Origin of the sequence: Rhodopseudomonas palustris (genome assembly GCF_003226555.1) — a bacterium.
Taxonomy (GTDB): domain Bacteria; phylum Pseudomonadota; class Alphaproteobacteria; order Rhizobiales; family Xanthobacteraceae; genus Rhodopseudomonas; species Rhodopseudomonas palustris_I.
Genome location: NZ_QKQS01000026.1, coordinates 137,714 through 154,148, shown reverse-complemented (window position 1 = coordinate 154,148; position 16,435 = coordinate 137,714). Strand labels below are relative to the sequence as shown.

The following is a 16,435-nucleotide window of genomic DNA, read 5'->3' as shown; positions in this document are numbered from 1 at the left end:
GTGATCCGAGCTGCGCAGTTTTTGCCCAGCCACTGATCAGGACTGCGCCAGCGGCAGAATTTGCTCCCCTGCCAGCACCGCCCGGGCGACCGGGTCGGGCTGCTCGGATGGGCCGTTGAGCAGCAGACTTGGTAGCAGGAGCAGCGGCGCGCGTCCGCCTTTGGTCGCACGGACCAGGATCCGGATCGCCGACTTGTCGGCATTGCCGTGCACCGGCTGGACCATCACGCTGCCGAAGCCGCGCCCGAGCACACTCAGCACCTCGGCAAGCCCGTCCGCCCGCCAGATCATCGTCAGCGTTCCGCCCGATTTGAGCAGCCGCCGCGCCGCATGAACCCAGGCTTCCAGCGTCGTCGCGGTCGCCAGATGCGCCGCCTGCCGCACGGGATCGGGCGAGCCGCGATGCCGGACGGCATCATGGAACGGCGGATTCATCAGCACCGCGTCGGCGCTGTCCGGCGGCAGGCCCGCGGCGGCGAAGGCCTCGGCACTGCCTGCGACATCGAGCACCACGGTTCGCGCCGCGATCGCATTGGCGGCGGCGTTGTCGCTTGCGAGCTCGGCGAGTGACGCAGCGATCTCGACCATCACCAGATCGATGCCCGCGACACGTCGCGCGAGCGCAAGCCCCGCGGCGCCGACGCCGGCGCCGAATTCGACGACCCGGTCTCCGGCCTTCGCCCGGGTCGAGGCAGCCAGCAGGATGGCGTCATGACCGGCACGGTGGCCGGTAGCATATTGCCGCAACCGCAAGCGCCCGCCCAGGAAACCGTCTTCGGTGGTGGTGTCCGGCCCGCGCAAGCCCGTTTCAGCCATCGGGGGCGAGCTCGTGCGCCAGGCCGGCGTCGGTCAGCAGCCGGCGGGCAGCGGCCAGATCGTCATCGGGCACCAGAATCCGGCGCGGGATCACCCCGAGCGAGCCTTCGAGGATGCTCATGTTCTGGTCCAGCACCAAATGGTCGATCCCGGCGCCGTCGAGCAGCGCGCCTACCGCCGAAAGCAGTACCGCGTCGTTGGTCCGCAGCAGTTGTCGCAACCTTGCCTCTCCTGTCGTCCCTGCATTATAGCTCGCGCCGACCGTTGCGGGGGATCGATCGCCTCGTTGCAGGGTCGTTCCCATGCTATAAAGGGAACCGCAATGAGGCGCGGAATGGTCGAGCCGGCCGGCGCCTCGATAAGGACCAAGGTGCGGATGGCGCGAGCAGCTTCGCCGCATCCGTCCCCGGAATTTGGAGACCCAGCGTGGCCGTAATCGTACCCTTCGAGGGCCCCTCGACCGCCTCGATCGACCAACTGGTCGAACTCGTCGCGGCGGACATGGAGCGGGTCAACGCCACCATCCTGTCGCGGACCGGCTCCGACGTCACCATGATTCCGGAGGTCGCCAACCACCTGATCTCGTCGGGCGGCAAGCGGCTGCGCCCGATCCTGACGCTGGCGATGGCGAATCTGACCGGCTACACCGGCGACGGCCACATCAAGCTCGCCGCCGCGGTCGAATTCATGCACACCGCGACGCTGCTGCACGACGACGTGGTCGACGAGAGCGAAATGCGCCGCGGCAAGAAGTCGGCGCGGATGCTGTGGGGCAACGAGGCCAGCGTGCTGGTCGGCGACTTCCTGCTCGGCCAGGCGTTCCGGATGATGGTCGAGGTCGGCAGCTTGCGCGCGCTCGACATCCTGTCGTCGGCCTCCGCCACCATCGCCGAGGGCGAGGTGATGCAGCTCGCCGCCGCCAAGAACACCGCCACTACCGAAGACGAATATCTGGCGGTGATCCGCGGCAAGACGGCCGAATTGTTCGCCGCGGCCTGCGAAGTCGGCCCGGCGATCGCGAACCGCCCGAAGCCGGAGCAGTCGGCTTGCCGCTCGTTCGGCATGAACATCGGCATCGCCTTCCAGCTGATCGACGACGTGCTCGACTACGGCGGCAAGGCCGCCAAGCTCGGCAAGAACGTCGGCGACGATTTCCGCGAAGGCAAGATCACCCTGCCGGTGGTGCTGGCGTTCCGCCGCGGCAACGACGCCGAGCGCGAGTTCTGGATCAAGTCTCTGGAGCGCAGCGAGATCTCGGATGCCGACCTCGATCAAGCGATCAAGCTTATGACCAAGCATCGGGCGCTCGAAGACACCATCCAGCGCGCGCATCACTACGGCGCAATGGCGGTCGACGCGCTGGCGCTGTTCCCGTCCTCGCCCATGAAGACGGCGCTGGAGCAGGTGGTCGCATTCTGCCTCGCCCGCTCGCACTGAGCCTGCCCCACGCACCGTCATTCCGGACGCCGCGCCAGCGGCGATCCGGAATCCCGAGATGTTCTGAACTGCGAGATCCCGGGTTCGCGCTGCGCGCGCCCCGAGCTGACCGCCGCTGAAGCGGCCGTCAGCTCAAGCTGCCGGCGTGGACCCACCAGCCGGGGTTCGCGGCCCGGAGCGTATCGGCAGCGGCGCGGGCCGCCGCATGATCGGCATACAGCGCAAAGCAGGTCGCGCCCGAGCCGGACATCCGCGCGAGCTGAACGCCGGCGGTCGCGCGCAGCGCTTCCAGGACGGTGCCGACCACCGGCTCGACCTTCAGGGCCGGCGGCTCGAGATCGTTGGTGCCGGCGTCGAGCGCTGCGATCCAAGCGGCGAGCGGCGCGCCTGCTTTCGGCCAGGCCGGCGCAGTGAGGACGTCGGTGGCGCCGATCGTCAGCGAGCCCGGCTTCAGGCCGAGTGCGGTGAACACGTCCTTGGTGGCCACCGGCACCCGCGGATTGACCATCACGGCCGGGATCTGCGGCAGCGGCAGCGGCGACAGCTTCTCGCCGACGCCGGTCATCACGCAGGGCTTCGACGGCAGGCACACCGGCACGTCTGCGCCGGTCAGCCGGGCGGCCTCGATCAGGCGCGGATCGCCAACGGCGAGATCGTTAGCCCGGGCGAGAAGCCGCAGCGCCGCCGCGGCGTCGGCCGAACCTCCGCCGATGCCGGCCGCGACCGGCAGATGCTTGTCGAGGGTGAAAGCGCCGGTCGTCAGATTCGGCACCCGCTCGCCGAGCAGCCGCGCCGCCTTCAGCACCAGATTGTCGGCGCTGTCGCCGCAATCCTGCGCGCCGGGGCCGATCGTGGCCAGGCTCAGCGCCGCGCCGGGCTGCAGGGTGAGGTGATCGGCGCAATCGGCAAACGCCACCACGCTGTCAAGCTCGTGATAGCCGTCGGGCCGGCGGCCGACCACGCGTAGCGTCAGGTTCACCTTGGCGCGGGCTTCGTCGCGCAGTGTCGTCGCAGAGCCGTCAGTCACGGAAAAACTCTCCTGGAGCGCCGGTTCTGGTCGAATCCGGACCGGAGCTCCACCCCCCTTTTAGGCGCGTTCGCGATTCCACCGCAAAGGCCGGCTGCGCCGCCTCAGCCGCCGCCCTTGCCGTCTTCCTTCTTCTTGTCGGCGGAGGCCGCCGAAGCCTTGTCCTCTTCGGGCAGGCCGTTCGCGATCTTGGCTTCGATCTTCGGCAGCTCGTCCGGATCGGGCTTGAGATCGCGGGCGTGCGACCACTGGAATTTGGCTTCGAGCGTGCGCCCAACGCGCCAATAGGCGTCGCCGAGGTGATCGTTGATGGTCGGATCCTCCGGCTTCAGTTCGATCGCCCGCTCCAGCGTCTTCACCGCGTTCTCGTAATCGCCGATGCGATAGTACGCCCAGCCGAGGGAGTCGACGATGTAGCCGTCGTCGGGCCGCTGATCGACCGCGCGCTTGATCATGGTCATTGCCTCGTCGAGGTTGATGCCCTGATCGATCCAGGAGTAGCCGAGATAGTTCAGCACGTGCGGCTGCTCGGGCTGCATCTGCAGCGCCTTCTTCAGGTCGGCCTCGGCCTTGGGCCACTGCTTGGAGCGCTCCTCGCAGATGCCGCGGAAATAGTAGTACACCCAGGCGTTCTTCTCGGCGCCGGTAAGCGCGTCGATGCCCTTGGAATAGGTTTCGCTGCAATCGGCGAACTTCTTGCGGCCGCGCTCGATATTGCCGAGCGCCATGATGGCTTCGAGATCCTTGCCGTCCTCGACGATCACGCCCTTGAGGATCTTGATCGCTTCCTCGCTGCGGTCGGAGGCGTCGAGATCGGTCGCGAGCTGGATCTGGGCGTTGCGCTTCAGTGGCGAGGACGCCGGCACCCGCTCGTACACCTTGATCGCCATCTGCGGCTTCTTCACCGACTCGTAGAGATCGCCGAGAGCCAGCAGCGCCAACGCATGGTTCGGTTCGAGGTAGAGCGCGAGCTGCAGATAGACCAGCGCCAGATCCTCGCCGCCGCGCCGAGTCAGCGACGCGCCGATGCCGTAAAGCGCCTCCGCAGCGCCGGCCTGCGGGCTGTCGACCAGCGGCGGAAGTTTCTTTCCGGCCTTGACCTCACGGATGCCGTCCTCGATCAGCGGATGACGCGGCAGCTTCTTGTCGAACGCCTGATAGACCCCGAGCGCCTCGGCCTCGCTCTTGTTGCGCGACAGCCAGCGCGCATAGGACTCGACCACGCGCAGCGCCGAATCGTCGAGCTTGTAGGCGCGCTCCAGCCGTTCGCCGGCGTCCTTCTGGCGGTTGGCCAGTTCCAGCATCATGCCGGAATGCAGATCCTTGAAGATCGGATACCATTCCGGCCCGGCCAGCTTGTCGATGCTGCCGACCGCGCCCTTGACGTCGCCGGCGCCGTACATCGACCAGCCGGAAATCAAGGTGGCGACCAGATCGGTGATCGGGCCTCGCACCGACTGGTTCACGTTACGCACCGCGGCGGAATATTTCTTGGTCTTCAGATCGCGAATGCCGATCACCAGCCGCGCAACCCGGTTGGACTTGTCGATCTTCAGCACGCGATCAGCGAGCTTGACCGCCTCGTCGATATCACCCTCGGCGAGCGAGGAGATGAAGGCGCGGTCGAGCAATTCGTTGTTCTTCGGATCGGTGCGGAGCGCGGAGCGATAGAACGCCGCCGCTGCCGCCGCGTCGCGCTCGATGCTGGCGTGGCGCGCAGCCAGATAGCTGCCCGCGGTGGTCATCGTCCGCAAGTCCTGGCTAGTCGGAAACTGCGCCGCGTTGTCGGCGGGATGATCCGGTGTCTGTGCCAGTGCCGATCCGGCGATCGGCATCGTCACCAGCGCGAGGGCGACGATCATCGATCGACGGCTTCGAAGGGAAAGCATCAAGGTTGCCTAGCTCCAGGAAAAGGCTCGGTTGACCCGGCCGCCGAGCCGGCAGCATCGCATCCACGACAATGCCGCGTTTAGCGCTCAACCGCAAGGATAGGACCGGCGGCGCACAACGCCACAATCCCCGCACGCGGACGGCGGACGGGTCGATTGAGACGGTGGCAACATGGCAGGATCGTGGCCGGGCGGCGAGGTATCGCCACGCCGTCGCTCACGGACGCGTGGTCAAAAACTCGCGCTCAAAGACGCCTTGTTCAAAGACGCCTTGCAAAAGATGCCGGGCCAACGCCTTGGGGCCGAAAGCCGCGCGGTCACATCCCTTGGTAATTCGGGCCGCCGCCGCCCTCCGGCGGAACCCAGTTGATGTTGCCGTTCGGATCCTTGATGTCGCAGGTTTTGCAATGCACGCAGTTCTGCGCGTTGATCACGAAGCGCGGGCCGGTCGGTTCCTCGACCCATTCGTACACTGCAGCCGGGCAGTAACGGCCCGACGGGCCGGCAAAAACGTCGTGTTCCGACGTCTTCTGCAGCTGCATGTCGGCGACCTTGAGATGAACCGGCTGGTCTTCCTCGTGATTGGTGTTCGACAGGAACACCGAGGACAGCCGGTCGAAGGTCAGCTTTCCGTCCGGCTTCGGATTCTTGTGCGGCTCGTGCGACTTCGCCGGATCGAGCGTCGAGCGGTCGGGCTTGCCGTGCGACAACGTGCCGAACACCGAGAAGCCGAGGGTCGAGCACCACATCTCAAAGCCGGCCAGCACCACGCCGACCGCGGTGCCGAACTTCGACCACAGCGGCTTGACGTTGCGGATCTTGAACAGGTCGCGGCCGATCGGCGACCCGCGCCACGACTCTTCGTAGCTCTTCACCTCGTCATTGGCGCGGCCTTCGGCCAGCGCCGCAGCGACATGTTCCGCCGCCAGCATGCCGGAGCCGATCGCGTTGTGGACGCCCTTGATGCGCGGCACGTTGACGAAGCCCGCGGCACAGCCGATCAGCGCGCCGCCCGGGAAGGTTAGGCGCGGCACCGACTGATAGCCGCCTTCGGTGATGGCGCGGGCGCCATACGAGATCCGCTTGCCGCCCTCGAAGGTCGGCGCCACCGACGGATGGGTCTTGAACTTCTGGAACTGCTCGAACGGCGACAGATACGGATCGTCGTAGTTTAAATGCACCACGAAGCCGACCGCCACCAGATTGTCCCCGTAATGATACAGGAACGAGCCGCCGCCGACATTGTTGGTGAGCGGCCAGCCGAACGAATGCGCGATCCGACCCTTGCGATGCTTCGACGGCTCGACCTGCCAGACCTCCTTGAGGCCGATGCCGAATTTCGGCGGATCGGAGTCCTTGTCGAGCTTGTAGTTGGCGATCAGCTGCTTCGACAGGCTGCCGCGTGCGCCTTCGGCGAACAGCGTATACTTGCCGAGCAGCTCCATGCCGCGGGTGTAGGAGTCCTTCGGCTTGCCATCGCGGCCGATACCCATGTCGCCGGTGGCGATGCCGCGGACTTCGCCGCCTTCGCCGTATAGCACTTCGGTGGCGGCAAAGCCGGGATAGATCTCGACGCCGAGTTCCTCGGCCTTCGGCCCGAGCCAGCGGCACAGATCGCCGAGCGAGCCGATGAAATTCTTGTGGTTGTCGAGCATCGGCGGCACCATGATGTTTGGTACCTTGAGCGCTTTCGACGCCGTCATGACGTAGAAGTGGTCGTCTTCGACGTGGGTCTTCAGCGGGCAGCTCTCGTCCTCGCGCCAGCTCGGCATCAGCCGATCGAGCGCCGACACGTCGATCACCGCGCCCGACAAAATATGAGCCCCGACCTCGGAGCCCTTTTCCACGACCACCACCGACAACTCGGGGTTGATCTGCTTCAATCTGATCGCGGCGGACAGTCCCGAGGGGCCGGCACCCACGATCACGACGTCGAATTCCATCGATTCGCGGGGCGGCAGCGTTTCGTCACTCATCGTTTTTTCTCGCAGGACTCTCGGGAACGTTTCCAGGGGTGTTCTTTCGCATTTTTAGAAGAAGAACAACCACCCAAATGTACCGGCCGTCTCATCTTTCCAGCGTTGCGACAGTAGTTGCGAAAATTCGTTTCGCAGTGCGGAATGAAACAATCGGGCAGGCTGCTGTTCTGTGGCGCGCATCCGCTGTAAACCACCACGCATGACACCCGATCCCGTGCCGAGCCTGCGTCAATTGCTCGCGTTCTATCTGGACGCAGGGGTGGATTGCGCTTTGGCCGAGGATCCGGTGAACCGGATGCTGGACGATGCGCCCGAACCGATAGCGAGTGCCACCGAGTCGAGCCGGGCCGTCAAGCCTGCCTTACAGGCACAGCCAACTCCTCCCCCGCCGCGGCCTGCACAACCGGCAACGCCGGACGCCGCGATCGTCTCGGCACGCGAGTCGGCCGCCACCGCGCCGACGCTGGAAGCGCTGCGCGACTTGATGCAGCGGTTCGACGGCTGCGCGCTGCGGGGGACCGCGAAACAACTGGTGTTCGCCGACGGCAATCCGCAAGCGAAGCTGATGCTGGTCGGCGAAGCGCCCGGCCGCGACGAAGACATCGAAGGGCTGCCGTTCGTCGGCCGCTCCGGCAAGCTGCTCGACCTGATGTTGGCGGCGATCGGACTCGACCGCAACAGCGTCTACATCGCCAACGTGATTCCGTGGCGGCCGCCTGGCAATCGAACGCCGACGCCGCAGGAGACTCAGATCTGCCTGCCGTTCATCAAGCGGCAGATCGAATTGGTGAACCCCGATCTGCTGGTCACGCTCGGCAACCCGTCGACCCAGGCGCTGCTCGGCACCCGAGACGGCATCATGCGCACCCGCGGCCGGTGGTTCGACTTCGATACCGGCACGCGCACGATCCGCGCGCTGCCGACGTTGCACCCGGCCTACCTGCTGCGGCAGCCGACCTACAAACGGCTCGCCTGGCAAGATCTGCGGGCGATCGCGACCGCACTTGCCGCAATCTCGGCTTGAGATCGCGTCGCCGGGGCGACGTCGCCACACGTCAACGGCACCTGAACGTCTCGCTACACTCAGAGCGCGACTCCATAGAAGCCATCTATTCTACTCCGCGTTCGGTTGACCTTTGGTGGGTGATCCAGCACCAAAGTACCGGGGAGCAAGATATGGAAACGATCTCGCAACGATCAGTAAGCTTCTCGACTGTCCGTCGGCCGACGAGGAGATTCCACATCATCGACATCGCGTTCAATCGTTTCACAATGCGCTCACTCGGCGCTCGTCGCTGACATTCGCTTCGGCCGAGCACCTGGCAATGCCGTGATGTCGGTCGAGATGCCCGCGAAATCGTTGCGGCAACGCCGCAACTAACAGGCCCGCCTCCAACCAAAGCGGCGCACCCGCCGCGTCAGGATTCCCGATGTCCCGTTGTCGAGCTCTCGGCGGCGCGAGCCTCGTCGTGCTCAGCGCATGGCTGGCCGCCAGCCCCACGTCCAGCCACGCCCAAAGCGCGCAGCCGCTGCCGTCCGTCACGGTCGATGCGCCGCGCACAGCACGCAGCAAGCCGGCGGTCGCGCCGCGCCGAAGCGCTGCGCGGACGGCTGCACGGGCACGCGCGGCGGCCGCGAGGCCGCAGCCTGCGCCCGACCGAGCCGCGAGCCGATCATCGGCGTCGGACCGACCGGCACCGTTCGCCGGAGGCCAGGTCGCGCGGGGAGCCCTGCTCGGCATGCTCGGCAACACCGATACGTTCCGCTCGCCGTTCTCCACCGCCAGCTACACTAACGAGGCGATCCGCAATCAGCAGGCCGCCACGGTCGCTGACGCGATGCTGCTGGATCCCTCGGTTCGCGTCACCAGTCCGGTCGGCGGCTTGGTGGATTCGTTTTACATCCGCGGCTTTCCGATCGCCGAAGGCACGGCGGGCGAAGTCGCGTTCGACGGCGTCTACGGCATCGCGCCGAACTTCCGCATCTTCAACGACTATGTCGACCGGATAGAAGTGTTCAAGGGGCCTGCGGCGATGCTGTCCGGCGTCTCGCCGAACGGCGGCGTCGGCGGCGTGATCAACGTCGTGCCGAAGCGGGCGGAGACCGATCTCAGCCGGATCGGCGTCGGCTACGCGTCCAAGGGGTTCGCCTACACCAACCTCGACGTCGCGCGGCGGTTCGGCGATCAGCGCGAATTCGGCCTGCGCTTCACCGGCAAGCTCGGTGGCGGAGATACCGCGATCGATCACCAGAACGACCGGCTACAAGTCGGATCGCTCGCCTTCGACTATCAAGGCGAGCGCTATCGAACCTGGATCTACGCACTGACGCAGAACGAGCACATCACTGCGCCGGTCCGCCCCTTCTTCACGGCCAGCGGCGTCGCGGTGCCGCCGGCGCCGGTCGGCAGCAACAACCTGACTCAGACCTGGGAATGGTCGCGGACTCGCGAGTCTTCGGCACTGTGGAAGAACGAATTCGACCTGACCGATTCGGTGACGGTGTTCGGCAATGTCGGCGGCTCCAAGACCAATGTCGAACGGTTCTTCGGGCTGCCCACGATCCTCAACAGCCGCGGCGACACCTCGACGACGGCGCAGTACTACAATCTCGACGTCGACCGCTTCACCTTCGACGGCGGAGTACGGGCGAAGTTCGACACCGGATTTGTCCGCCATGCGGTCACCGTTCAGGGATCGCACTATCAAGACGAGCAATACCGCGCGTTCCCGTCGGGGCAGTCGTATCTGTCGAACCTTTATACGCCGCTGGTGCAGCCGGAACAGACCTATACGGTGCCGGCGTTCAAGCCGCGGCTGTCCGACACCCGCCTTAACGGCGCGGCGATCGCCGACACGATGTCGGTGCTCGACGAGCGCGTGATGCTGACGCTCGGCGTTCGCCGCCAGCAGGTGATCGCGCATAATTACTCGACCACGACCGGCGCGCTGACGACCTCCTACGACCAGTCCGCCACCACGCCGATGGCCGGCCTGGTGATCCGGCCAATCGAGCACCTGTCGGTCTATGCCAACTACATCGAAGGGCTCAGCCGCGGCGACGTCGCACCGATCAGTGCGTCCAACTCGGGCGAAGTTCTGGCGCCGTACCGGACCAAGCAATACGAGGCCGGCGTCAAGCTCGATCTCGGCCGCATCGGCACGACCTTCGCGCTGTTCCAGATCACCAAGCCCAATGGCGAGCTGAACGCCGGCGTGTATTCGGCCGGCGGTGAGCAGCGCGTGCGCGGCGCTGAATTCACCGTGTTCGGCGAGATCGCGCCGCACCTGCGCGCGGTCGGCGGCGTGACGCTGTTCGACGCCGAAGTGACCAGGACCGCGACCGCTGCCAATCTCGGCAAGACGCCGATCGGCGTGCCGACCACGCAGGTCAATCTCACCGGCGAGTGGGATCTGCCAGGGCTGCGGGCGATGACGTTGGTCGGGACCGTGGTTTACACCGGCCGGCAATACGTCAACAACAGCAACACGCAGGTGTTGCCGGATTGGACCCGCGTCGATCTCGGCGTGCGCTACGTCACCATGATCGAAGGCCGCAAGACGACGCTGCGCGGAACGGTGCAGAACGTCGCGGGCACCAATTACTGGGCCGGCGTGGCCTCGTTCGGCACCATGGCGCTCGGCGCGCCGCGGACCTACTTGGTGTCGCTGGACGTCGAACTGTAAGGCGGCGGAGGGCTGGAGCCGCCGGGCCGAGCCCGGCTACGGCACCTTCGGCCGCACGATCGCCCAGCCAATGCGGAGCAGCGGCTGGCGGCCGGAGATCATCCGCTCGAACGCACGCGGCAGCTCCGGCACGATCCCCGGGAAACGCCGGGCGATATCGTCCGGCGGCTTGCCCGCTGTATCGGCGGCCCGCCACACCACTACGCCGCCGTTGCGGTCGAAGTCGCCTTGCGTCACCCACGGCGTTCGCGCCGATGTCGCATCGAGGAACAGATGCGGGCGCGACGGCGCCAAGGCGATCAGCGTCGCCAGTTGCGGATCGCCGGCCACCGCCGGCAGCGGCTTGCCGGTGCGGCGTTCGAAGCTTTCGGCGAAGAACTGTGCCATCTGCCGGCCCGGCAGCGAGGTCGGCACCTCGGTTCGGCTCAGCCAGGGCTGCACCACCACGGTGAGGATGATCGCGACGGCGGGCGCGACGATCAAAGCCGCCCAGGCCGAGCGCAGCAAGCGCTGGCGATGCAGATAGAGCACGTCGCCGATCAGCATCATCACCGCGAGGCCAGCGAGCAGCAGCACGACGCCGGAGCCGCCGACGACATGGCCGAGGCCAAACACGGCCGCCGCGATGCTGGCGACGATCGGCGGCACCAATGCGAACACATAGACGAACTGCCGCGCTAGCGGATCGACCGGCGGCCGAGCGATCATCGGCGCATCGTGATGCTTGGGCGCGAACCAGCCGGTGTTGAGCACCGCGAGCAGCGCGATGCCGGCGAGCGAGACCAGGAGGCCACCGAACAGCTTGAGGCCCAGCACCGCTCGATCGGCAAGGTCCGCGGTGGACGGCAGCGCCGGCCATGCGAACTGATCGGCGCGCAGCAGCCAGACTCCGTAGGGCATCACCAACACGGCGATCACCAGCAGCGCAAACACCGTATCGAGCGACAGCAGAGCACGGCGGCAGCGCGCATTGGCGAGCGCGAAGGCGAGCGGCAGCAACAGCAGCGCCGGCGCAGCGACAGTCGTGAGGAGCAGCAGGCCGATCTCGATCGACAGCGCGAACCACGCCGCACGGCGGTGCTGGCCGACGACCTGCCAGCCGTGCCACAGCACCAGTGCCCACAGCGGCCGAGCCAAGACCAAAGGACCGAACTCGGCGCCGGAGCCCGCGAAGGCGGTGATGGTGGACGTCAGCACGACTGCGACCACGGCGTATTGCGGGCCGACGACGCTGCGGGCAAGCTGGAACAAGGCATAGAAGGTGACGATGAAGCAGAGCTGCGCCAGCACGTAGACGCCGATGACATGGCCACCGGCGGCCCGATACGCGATATCGGCGAGCCAGAACGCCAGCGGCGGGCCGAGATCGGTGCCGACCTGATACTCGCGGCCATAGGCGAGCACGAGCCCCATATCACCGGGCGGGCTGGCGTAGAACAACGCCGGGATCAGAACCCACAGCAGCGCCTGGGCGCTCACCACCAGCCAGAACACCAGCAGCGGCCGTGCGCGGATCAGTTCGACGATCAGGGAGGCGAAGCGCATGTGGGGCCAGCGAAATTCGGTTCGACCGTGATAGAGCCCGCCGACCGCACGCGCAACCGGCGCGGCCGCACTCACACGGTGACGCCGATCGTGGCGGCGGCCTCGAACAGATCGCGGCTTTGCGGCGGCGGAGCGCCTTGGATCCGCTGCCAGGCCGCGGCGACAGGCGCGAAGGAGCGGCGGTGATGCACCGTCGGGCCGAGCCGGGCCAGTGCGTCCAGATGCTCCGGCACGCCGTAGCCCTTGTGCTGCTCGAAGCCATAGCCGGGGTACTCTTCGGCGAGCCGGCACATCAACCGGTCGCGCGACACCTTGGCAATGATCGAGGCAGCGGCGATCGAAGCGATCAATCCATCACCGCCGATCACCGCCTCACAATCGCACTTGGTCGCCAGCCGATCGCGGCCATCGACGAACGCATGGCGTGGCATCTCCGGCAGCGCGTGGACCGCGCGGGTCAGCGCCCACAGCGAGGCGCGCAGAATGTTGTCGCGGTTGATTCGCTCCGGCGAGGCGTAGACCACCGAAACCTGTGCGGTGGCGCAGATCTCGTCGAACAGCGCCTCGCGCTTGTCTGCCGTCAGCCGTTTGGAATCGTCGAGTCCCTTCGGCACCCGCTTCGGATCGAGCACCACGGCGGCGGCCACCACCGGCCCGGCCAGCGGCCCGCGGCCCGCTTCGTCGCAGCCGGCAATCGGCCAGATGCCGCGCTTGATAAGCGCCCGCTCGCGCCGAAAGCTCGGCGGCGCTACGGCGATCACGCCTTTCAGGCCCTTGGCGGAGGCGGGCTTGCCAGTCCCATCCTTCGCTCCCGTCTTGGAGCCGGACTTGGCCTGGCCGTCCGGAGCTTTGCTGCCCGATGCCTTGCTGCCCGATGCCTTGCCGGCCGGCTTCGCCGGAACCTTGATCGGCTGTTTGCTGTCTCGAATCATGCCGCGATGCTGCGGGCGAGGCCCGGCAGGTGCAACCGGAAACTCCGGATCATGCCCGCAATTCAAGCGGGAACCTGCGCCGCACGGCCTCAAAACAGACTGAGCTGCTGCCCGGCCTTCTCCGGCTTCTCGAAATGATCGAGGGTAAGCTTGGAGCGCCGCTTGTTCAGCCCGAGCCGCGTGCAGGCGGTTTCGAACCTGCGGCCAATCATCCACGCGATCGGGCCGGTCCCCTTCATCCGCGTGCCCCACTGCGAATCGTAGTCGCGTCCGCCGCGCATATCGCGGATCAGGGTGAAGACGTGACGATAGCGGTCCGGATAGTTCGCCATCAGCCATTCGCGAAACAGGTCGCGCACTTCAAGCGGCAGCCGCAACAGCACGTAGCTCGCTTCCTTGACGCCGGCGTGGGCGGCGGCGTCGAGGATGCGCTCGATCTCCATGTCGTTGAGCGCCGGGATCACCGGCGCCACCATCACCGTGGTCGGGATGCCTGCGTCAGCCAGCAGCTTCAACGCTTCCAGACGCTTGGCGGGCGACGAAGCGCGCGGCTCCATGCTGCGCGACAGCTTCGGATCGAGCGAGGTGACCGACAGCGCCACCTTGGCGAGCTGGCGCTTGGCCATCCGCGACAGGATGTCGATGTCACGCACCACCAGCGCGGATTTGGTGATGATGCCGACCGGGTGCCCGGTCTTCTCCAGCACTTCGAGAATGCCGCGCATGATCTTTCGCTCGCGCTCGATCGGCTGATATGGATCGGTGTTGGTGCCGATCGCGATCATCCGCGGCTCGTACTCCGCCGCCGCCAACTCCTTTTCGAGCAGCGCGGGCGCATCCGGCTTGGCGAACAGCCGCGATTCGAAATCCAATCCCGGCGACAAGCCGAGATAGGCATGGGTCGGCCGCGCAAAGCAGTAGACGCAGCCGTGCTCGCAACCACGATACGGATTGATTGATCGGTCGAAGCCGATATCTGGCGATTCATTGCGGGTGACGACTTTGCGAGCGGTATCCAGCGCCACCGTCGTCTTGAACGGCGGCAGGTCCTCCAGGCTCTCCCAGCCGTCGTCGAAGGCAGTTCGCGCCTCCGCCTCGTAGCGGCCGCTGACGTTGGACTGCGCGCCACGACCGCGGCGCCTTTGCTCATCGACCGCCGCCTCGATGGCGGGGAAAGGGGAAGGCGCGCCCACCGGCTCGGAGGGCGCCGTGACCGGCGGGCGCTTGAGGGCATTGGATGCTCTGCTCATGCCCCCAAGATAGCGAGTCCAAAGAACAAATCAAGAACAAACGTGCAGATCGAACATTTCGACTCCCAGCTTAGTGCTCGTCCTTGCCCGGATGATGGGCATCGCGCAATTCACGGCTGATTTCGCGGCAGCGAGGTGCTAAGCGTGGCGCGCATCTGTCGTCGAAGGGTCACCCGCCGGACATGTTGAGTGTGATCGTTTCCACCGAAGGGGTCGAGCGGACCGCGGTCGCGACGCTGGCATCCCTGGTCCCCGGCGCTGCGGCCGGCGTCGTCAGCGACGTGACGCTGGTCGATCGCGGCGGCAGCGACACCATCGCGCGTGTCGCGGATGTGGCTGGCTGTAACTATCTCGCATTCGACGGCAATCGCGCCGAAGCGCTCGCCGCGGGAGCACGGAAGGCGCGCTCGCCGTGGCTGATGTTCCTCCATGCCGGCGCCGTGCTCGATCCCGGTTGGATCGAGGAGACGACGCAGTTCATCGAAGGCGTGATGGCCAGCGGCCATCCGCGCGCGGGCATCTTCCGCTACGCCCGATCGCCCTATGCGCCGACCGGTTGGCGCGAAAGCCTGACCGGGATCATCCGCAGCTTCTCGAGCTCCGCTGCGGATCAGGGCCTGGTGATCGCCCGCGATCATTACGACCGGCTCGGTGGCCACGCCGGGCGCGGCGCAGAAGCCGTTCTGCCGCGCGACCTCGGCCGGTCGTCCCGCACCCTGCTGCGCAGCCGCGTCATCCTCGCCGCCTGATCCAGCCGTCCAACATCCACCGGCCATGCCGATCCATATACTTGCTTTCGGCAACTATATAGTTGACGGAAGCAATCATATCGGTTTGGATTGTTCCGTCGCAGATGTGGCGATGGAAAGAGCAGCAGACCGGTGCAACAGGATCTGAAGCACGACGAGACGGTCGAAGCCGTCCGCGCCTTTAACCGCTTCTACACAGCCCGCTTGGGCGTGCTGGAGCAGCATCTCTATGCGAGCCCCTATTCGCTGACGGAAGCGCGCGTACTGTACGAGGTGTCGCAGCGCGAGCATGTGACGGCGACGGAGGTCGCCGCCGAAATCGGCATCGATGCCGGCTATCTTAGCCGAATCATCCAAAGCTTCGACAAGGCCGGGTTGATCAAGCGCACACCGTCCGCCGCCGATCGTCGCCAGCATCTGCTGTCGCTGACCGCCAAAGGCCGCGCCTCCTACGCCAAACTCGAGCGGAGTTCACAGCAGGACGTCAGCCGGATGCTCTCGGCGCTGTCGCCGGACGACCGCGCCGAAGTTGCAGCCGCGATGGCGACGATCCAACGTACGATGTCGTCGGCCCAACAGCCGCCACCGATTCTGCGCGAACCGCGGCCCGGCGACATCGGCTGGATCGTCCAGAGCCATGGCGCGATCTATGCGGGCGAATACGGCTTCAACGCTGCATTCGAAGCGCTGGTGGCGCAGATCTGCGGCGACTTCCTGGCGAAGAACGACCCCGCGCGCGAACGCTGCTGGATCGCCGAATACAAAGGCGTCCAGGCCGGCTCACTGTTTCTCGTCGACGCCGGCAACGGCATGGCCAAGTTTCGGTTGCTGCTGGTGACGCCGCAGGCGCGCGGTCATGGCCTCGGCAAGCGCCTAGTCGATGAAGCCATCGCGTTCGCACGTCGCTCCGGCTACCGCGGCATCACGCTGTGGACGCAAGGCGTCCTGGTCACCGCGCGCAACATCTATCAGCGGGCGGGATTCGAGCTGGTCGGGACCGAGCCGCACACGATGTTCGGCCCGGAGATGCTCGGCGAGACCTGGGAGCTGATGCTGTGAGTCCCGCGCGTCGCGAGGATACGCGGCGCGTCACTGCAGAGCAGATCGCCTTCCACGCCCAGCGTG

14 protein-coding genes are annotated in these 16,435 nt (G+C 66.4%); 5 read left to right on the top strand and 9 right to left on the bottom strand.

Annotated elements, in window-relative coordinates; all coding sequences use genetic code 11:
• Positions 1-36: 36 nt before the first annotated feature.
• Positions 37-816, bottom strand: coding sequence for a tRNA1(Val) (adenine(37)-N6)-methyltransferase (locus DNX69_RS21095; protein ID WP_110787960.1), 780 nt, complete (start codon positions 814-816; stop codon positions 37-39).
• Positions 809-1,036, bottom strand: a complete 228-nt coding sequence (locus DNX69_RS21090; RefSeq protein WP_110787959.1) for a DUF2007 domain-containing protein — start codon at positions 1,034-1,036, stop codon at positions 809-811. The genes DNX69_RS21095 and DNX69_RS21090 overlap by 8 nt, the downstream gene beginning before the upstream one ends.
• Positions 1,037-1,242: 206 nt before the next feature.
• On the opposite strand from DNX69_RS21090, the gene DNX69_RS21085 reads away from it, so the two are divergent.
• Positions 1,243-2,253, top strand: coding sequence for a polyprenyl synthetase family protein (locus DNX69_RS21085; protein WP_110787958.1), 1,011 nt, complete (start codon positions 1,243-1,245; stop codon positions 2,251-2,253).
• Between the two features lie 127 nt (positions 2,254-2,380).
• Here the strand turns inward: DNX69_RS21085 and DNX69_RS21080 are convergent, their stop codons facing one another.
• From DNX69_RS21080 to DNX69_RS21070, 3 genes are all read right to left on the bottom strand, one after another.
• Complete coding sequence (locus DNX69_RS21080; protein ID WP_110787957.1) at positions 2,381-3,280, bottom strand: 4-(cytidine 5'-diphospho)-2-C-methyl-D-erythritol kinase; 900 nt, start codon at positions 3,278-3,280, stop codon at positions 2,381-2,383.
• A gap of 104 nt (positions 3,281-3,384) precedes the next feature.
• Positions 3,385-5,169, bottom strand: a complete 1,785-nt coding sequence (locus DNX69_RS21075) for a tetratricopeptide repeat protein (protein ID WP_110787956.1) — start codon at positions 5,167-5,169, stop codon at positions 3,385-3,387.
• 317 nt (positions 5,170-5,486) lie between these two features.
• Positions 5,487-7,145 carry an electron transfer flavoprotein-ubiquinone oxidoreductase gene (locus DNX69_RS21070; RefSeq protein ID WP_110787955.1) on the bottom strand — a complete coding sequence of 553 codons (1,659 nt, stop codon included), beginning with the start codon at positions 7,143-7,145 and terminating at the stop codon, positions 5,487-5,489.
• A 202-nt stretch (positions 7,146-7,347) separates the two neighbouring features.
• Here DNX69_RS21070 and DNX69_RS21065 point away from each other — a divergent pair, with 202 nt between their 5' ends.
• Positions 7,348-8,172 carry a uracil-DNA glycosylase gene (locus DNX69_RS21065; protein ID WP_110787954.1) on the top strand — a complete coding sequence of 275 codons (825 nt, stop codon included), beginning with the start codon at positions 7,348-7,350 and terminating at the stop codon, positions 8,170-8,172.
• A 243-nt stretch (positions 8,173-8,415) separates the two neighbouring features.
• Here DNX69_RS21065 and DNX69_RS26715 read toward each other — a convergent pair whose 3' ends face one another.
• Positions 8,416-8,721, bottom strand: coding sequence for a hypothetical protein (locus DNX69_RS26715; protein WP_234827039.1), 306 nt, complete (start codon positions 8,719-8,721; stop codon positions 8,416-8,418).
• 166 nt (positions 8,722-8,887) lie between these two features.
• Between DNX69_RS26715 and DNX69_RS21060 the strand changes: the two genes are divergently transcribed.
• A complete protein-coding gene (locus DNX69_RS21060; protein ID WP_234827038.1) occupies positions 8,888-10,834 on the top strand; it encodes a TonB-dependent receptor in 1,947 nt (648 codons plus the stop codon).
• A 36-nt stretch (positions 10,835-10,870) separates the two neighbouring features.
• Here the strand turns inward: DNX69_RS21060 and DNX69_RS21055 are convergent, their stop codons facing one another.
• From DNX69_RS21055 to DNX69_RS21045, 3 genes are all read right to left on the bottom strand, one after another.
• Positions 10,871-12,379 carry a glycosyltransferase family 39 protein gene (locus DNX69_RS21055; RefSeq protein WP_110788201.1) on the bottom strand — a complete coding sequence of 503 codons (1,509 nt, stop codon included), beginning with the start codon at positions 12,377-12,379 and terminating at the stop codon, positions 10,871-10,873.
• Between the two features lie 71 nt (positions 12,380-12,450).
• Positions 12,451-13,311: a ribonuclease HII gene (locus DNX69_RS21050; RefSeq protein ID WP_110787952.1), complete on the bottom strand. Its 861-nt coding sequence runs from the start codon at positions 13,309-13,311 to the stop codon at positions 12,451-12,453.
• Positions 13,312-13,400: 89 nt separating this feature from the next.
• On the bottom strand, positions 13,401-14,561 hold the full coding sequence (locus DNX69_RS21045) for a PA0069 family radical SAM protein (RefSeq protein WP_110787951.1): 1,161 nt from the start codon (positions 14,559-14,561) through the stop codon (positions 13,401-13,403).
• A gap of 182 nt (positions 14,562-14,743) precedes the next feature.
• On the opposite strand from DNX69_RS21045, the gene DNX69_RS21040 reads away from it, so the two are divergent.
• Both DNX69_RS21040 and DNX69_RS21035 read left to right on the top strand, forming a co-directional pair.
• Positions 14,744-15,310: a glycosyltransferase gene (locus tag DNX69_RS21040; protein ID WP_110787950.1), complete on the top strand. Its 567-nt coding sequence runs from the start codon at positions 14,744-14,746 to the stop codon at positions 15,308-15,310.
• A gap of 132 nt (positions 15,311-15,442) precedes the next feature.
• Positions 15,443-16,369, top strand: coding sequence for a bifunctional helix-turn-helix transcriptional regulator/GNAT family N-acetyltransferase (locus DNX69_RS21035; RefSeq protein ID WP_110787949.1), 927 nt, complete (start codon positions 15,443-15,445; stop codon positions 16,367-16,369).
• The last annotated feature ends 66 nt before the right edge of the window (positions 16,370-16,435 follow it).